This is a genomic window from Paenibacillus sp. MER 180, assembly GCF_023713665.1.
GTDB classification, from domain to species: domain Bacteria; phylum Bacillota; class Bacilli; order Paenibacillales; family Paenibacillaceae; genus Paenibacillus_B; species Paenibacillus_B suaedae.
The window spans coordinates 1-249 of record NZ_JAMAVT010000119.1 but is presented as its reverse complement, the minus strand read 5'-3'; the positions used below and the strand labels follow the sequence as shown (position 1 = coordinate 249).

Sequence of the window (249 nt, the reverse complement as noted above, 5' to 3'; positions counted from 1 at the left end):
AGCTGTTGATGGAGCAATATGGGGGAGCGGATGGAGAGCTGGCAGCGGCGCTGCGCTACTTGAACCAACGGTATACGATACCAGATAAAGTAATTGGGTTGTTGACGGATATTGGGACCGAGGAATTTGCTCACCTCGAAATGATCGCCACGATGGTATATAAGATGACGAAGGATGCAACACCGCGGCAACTGGAGGATGCAGGGCTGGGGCCACATTTTGTAGCGCATGAGAAAGCGCTGTTCTACA

At 51.8% G+C, this 249-nt stretch carries 1 protein-coding gene; it reads left to right on the top strand.

Going from position 1 to position 249, the window contains the following annotated elements; translation table 11 throughout:
* Positions 1–249: manganese catalase family protein (locus M3661_RS30130; RefSeq protein WP_251491417.1), on the top strand; the 249-nt coding region annotated here is incomplete at both ends.